The organism is Candidatus Limnocylindria bacterium, assembly GCA_036523395.1.
Lineage (GTDB): Bacteria > Chloroflexota > Limnocylindria > P2-11E > P2-11E > CF-39.
This window is the reverse complement of sequence record DATDEH010000123.1, coordinates 1-4,469: the sequence shown is the minus strand read 5'-3', so window position 1 is coordinate 4,469 and position 4,469 is coordinate 1. Positions and strand designations below refer to the sequence as shown.

The window sequence follows — 4,469 nt, the reverse complement described above, 5'->3', positions numbered from 1 at the left end:
GCCGTTGCGCTCGAGCCGAGCGAGCTCCGGTACGCGATCGATGGCAACGACGCGCTCCGGGCGCTTTCGGCCGAAGTTGAGGTCGACCATGAGGTCCGTGCCGCCGGCGAGAAGTGTCACGTCGGTGGCGCTGGAAAGGTGATCCAGTACATCGTTGAGGTCGCCTGCCACATGAACGCTCACAGGCGGATTATCCCTTTCGTCGGCTCCACCGGAGGCCTAGCATTCGACACCGCTGAGGAGGGGGAATGCGCCTCGCGGAGTGGCTTGTCGAGCGGCCAGTGCGCCTTGTTCTCGTTGTCTTGCTAGCCGTCCTGCCACTGCTGAGCCTCGCGGAGTTCGCTGCCGCGGATGCGAGCCAGCGGGTGCTTCGCTGGGCAATCGCGTCCGCGTTCATCGCCGGCGCCGCGCTCGTCGGGGTCGCCTCTAGCGCCGCGATCCGACTTCGCCGCGAGACCGCGGAGGCGCTCGACCAGCAGACCGCTGTGTCCGAGGTGCTCAAATCCATCAGTGCGTCGGGCTTCGATCTAAGCCGTGTTTTGCAGACCGTGACCGAGCATGCAACGCGCCTCTCGGGCGCGAGACAGGGAATCCTGTATCGCCGCGACGGCGACCTTCTCCACTTCGCGGCGGGCTTTGGCCCGTCACAAGAGCTCATGGAGTTCAACAGCCGCAACCCGATCGCGGTCGGCAACCGAGGCACCTTGACCGGTCGCGTCGCGGTCGAGAAGCGAACGATCAATCTCGCGGACGTGCTCGAAGACCCGGAGTACACGTATCACGAAGCGCAGCGACTTGGCGGGTTCCGCGCGATGCTCGGCGTTCCACTGATGAGCGGCGACGAGGTCCTCGGCACGGTCTCCCTCTGGCGGACCACGCCCGCGCCGTTCACCGACCGGCAAGTCGCGATCGTCGAGACATTCGCTAGACAGGCCGCGGTCGCGATGGAAAACGTGCGCCTCTTCAATGAGACGAAAGAGGCGCTCGAGCGGCAGACCGCCCTCGGCGACATCCTGAGCGCGATCTCGGCTTCGCCCACCGCAACTCAGCCGGTCTTCGACGCGATCGCGCGAAACGCAGCTCGGTACTGCGTGGCAGAGGATGCGTTCATCGCGCTGGTCCGTGGAAGCAAGCTCCGCCTAGAGGCGCATCACGGCCCGCTCCGCCTGTACGGCGAGCACTTCGAATGGCAACTTGATCGATCCACAGTCACCGGGCGCTCGGTCGTAGACGGCACGGTCGTACAAGTCGAGGATCTGCCCGAAGACGAGGACTTTCCCCTTGGTCGGGTGCAGGCACGCGATCTGGGCTACCGCACGGTCCTTGCCGCACCGCTGTTGCGGGAGGGCCGGCCGATCGGAACGCTCTGTCTGCGCCGTCTCCAAGTCCGGCCATTCGCGCCGCGCCAGGTCGAGCTCCTGCGTGCGTTCGCGGCGCAAGCCGCAATTGCGATCGAGAACGTGCGCCTGTTCAACGAGACGAAAGAGGCGCTCGATCAGCAGACGGCGACCAGCGACGTGCTCAAGACGATCAGCCGCTCGGTCTTTGATCTCCAGGCAGTCTTCGATGTCGTCGTGGAGAACGCCACGAAACTCTGTCGCGGCGACTGGGGATACCTCTTCCGCAAGGAAGGCGAGGTGTTCCAGCTGATCGCCTCCCACGGTGGGACGCCGGCGCTCCTGGAGTACGAGCGCTCCCACCCCACCGCGATCTCCGACCGCACCCTGATCGGACGGGTCGCGCTGCGGCGGACCGTGGTGCACATCCCGGACCTCTTCGAGGACCCCGATTACGACTGGCCATCGAACCGCGAGCACGGCGTCCACACGGTCCTCGGCGTGCCGATCTTTGGCGACAACGAGGTGATAGGAGCGATCGGTGTTGCGCGGAACGAGCGACGGCCCTTCTCCGATGCGGACATCCGCCTTGTCGAGACGTTCGCGGACCAAGCAACAATCGCGATGGAGAACGTGCGTCTGTTCAACGAGACAAAAGAATCCCTTGAGCGTCAGACCGCGCTCGCGGAAATCCTGCGCGTGATCGCGGACTCACCCGCGGACCAGCAGCCGGTGGTGGACGCAATCGCGCGGAACACAACGCGGTATTGCGGGGCTGAGGACGCTGCCGTGATTCTCCTCGAAAGTGACATGCTTCGGCGCGTCGCGCATCACGGCCGGCTACCCGTGGCTGCAAGCCCGATCCAGCCGATCGATCGCAACTCGGTCGGCGGGCGCGCAATCCTCGAGCGGCGCACGGTCCACCTCGCCGACGCGGAGAGCGCTGAAGGCGAGGACTTCCTGGGCACGCGAGCGAAGGCGGCAGTAACGGGACATCGCGGAACTCTGGCGACGCCGCTGCTCCGCGAGGGCAGCGCGATCGGTGTGATCCTCCTCCGCAAGAAGGACGCCAGCGGCTTCACTCCGAGTCAGATCCAGCTGGTCGAAGCGTTCGCGGACCAAGCGGTGATCGCGATCGAGAACGTCCGCCTCTTCAACGAGACGAAAGAAGCGCTCGAGAGGCAGACATCGATCAGCGACGTCCTTCAGACGATCGGTCGTTCGGCATTCGATCTTCAGCCAGTGCTGGACACCGTGGTGGAGCGCGCGGTCAGGCTCTGCGACGCTCACGACGGATCGATCAGCACGCTCGAAGTTGATGCGTATCGGACTCGCTCCTATTGGAGCATCGGCGTGTTACCGCCCGCCTACATCGAGTTCATGCATCAGGAGGTACACAGGCCGGAGCGCGGGAGCCTTGTGGGTCGGACGGCGCTCGAGGGTCACGCCGTGCAGATCGCGGACGTCCTGGAGGATCCGGAGTACACGATGGCCGACATGCAGCAGGCCGCCGGGTACAGAACGGTCCTTGGCGTCCCCCTGCTGCGTGACGGCAAAGTCATCGGTGTGTTCGCGCTCACGCGGAACGAGGTTCGACCATTCACCGACCGTCAGATCGAGCTGGTTCGAACGTTCGCGGATCAAGCCGCGATCGCCATCGAGAACACGCGTCTCTTCGCCACGACGAAGGAGGCGCTTGAGCAGCAGACCGCTGTGGGTGAAGTGCTCAAGACCATCAGCCGATCAGCCTTCGATCTCCAGCCGGTGCTGGACATCGTCCTCAACAACGCCGTCCGCCTGGCAGGCGCGGACATCGGATGGCTGTCTCGGGTCGAGAACGACCAGTTCACGACCGTCGCGTACAGCACCGAGTTTCCCGAATCGGTCAAAGAGGAGCTCGTGCGTCAGCGGACGCAAGGCCACATCGCTGGACCTTGGATCCCCCTCGGCAAAGGTGGGGGCCTTATGGGGTTCACTCTCGCCGAAGGGCGCACGGTCCATCTGCCCGACGTGAAAGAAGACCCCGAGCTCAAGGGTTCCATCGTCGCGCGCCTTACGGAATCGCGGACCGTCGTCGGCGTTCCGATGCTTCGCGACGGACGGAGCATCGGCGGGATGGTTCTGGCGCGTTATCAGATGCGGCCTTTCGAAGCCCGTGAGATCGACCTCGTGCAAACCTTCGCCGATCAAGCCGCCATCGCGATCGAGAATGTGCGGCTGTTCAACGAGACAAAGGAGGCACTCGGCCAACAGACCGCTGTTGCAGACGTTCTCAAGACGATCAGTCACTCGGCTTTCGACCTAGCCCGTGTGCTCGAGACGGTGATGGAAAACGCAGCCCGTCTATCTGGCGCCGACATGGGGTGGATGGTCCGGATTCACGATGGCGAAACGGTCTATGGCCAAGCCGTCTACGGAGTCGACGCACAAGGCCGACCGCTCGCGGACCAGCTCGCAAGCATCACATATCCGAGCGGCTCACTGCCCGATCCCACTTCCGTTCTAGGGCGCGCGATCAACGGGCGAAGGAGCGTGGCGACGACAGACATTACGAACGATCCAGATCAGCCGAGAGGCGTGAGTGGGCCATACAAGCGATTCGGCGTACGAACTGCGGCGGCCGTACCCATGCTCCGCGAGGGCGAGGTTATCGGCGCCTTTGTCATCGCTCGAGCTAAAGTTCAGGCGTTCACGAGTCGCGAGATCACACTGGCCGAGACATTCGCAGACCAAGCGGCCATCGCGATCCAGAACGTCCGCCTCTTCAACGAAATCCAGGACAAGAGTCGGGCGCTCGAGGTCGCAAGCCAGCACAAAAGCGAGTTCCTCGCGAACATGTCGCACGAGCTGCGCACTCCACTCAACGCGATCATCGGATTCTCAGACGTGCTGCTGGAGGGACTCTTCGGCGAGCTGAACGAGAAGCAGCGTGAGTATCTCTTGGACGTGCGCGGGTCAGGCGATCATCTCCTGTCGCTGATCAACGACATTCTGGATCTGTCCAAGATCGAGGCAGGCCGTATGGATCTCGAGGTATCCACCTTCTCGTTCCGTGACGCGCTCGACAGCGGCCTCACGATCGTTCGGGAGCGCGCCGCCAGGCATGCCATCCAGCTGAACGCGGTCGTCGCG

General features: G+C 63.9%; 2 protein-coding genes. One reads left to right on the top strand and one right to left on the bottom strand.

What is annotated here, in order from left to right:
- Positions 1 to 183, bottom strand: a 183-nt coding sequence (locus VI056_15575) for an FAD binding domain-containing protein (protein ID HEY6204440.1), incomplete at its 3' end; no start/stop codon positions are given.
- Between the two features lie 65 nt (positions 184 to 248).
- Between VI056_15575 and VI056_15570 the strand changes: the two genes are divergently transcribed.
- A partial coding sequence (locus VI056_15570) for a GAF domain-containing protein (protein HEY6204439.1) occupies positions 249 to 4,469 on the top strand: 4,221 nt, incomplete at its 3' end.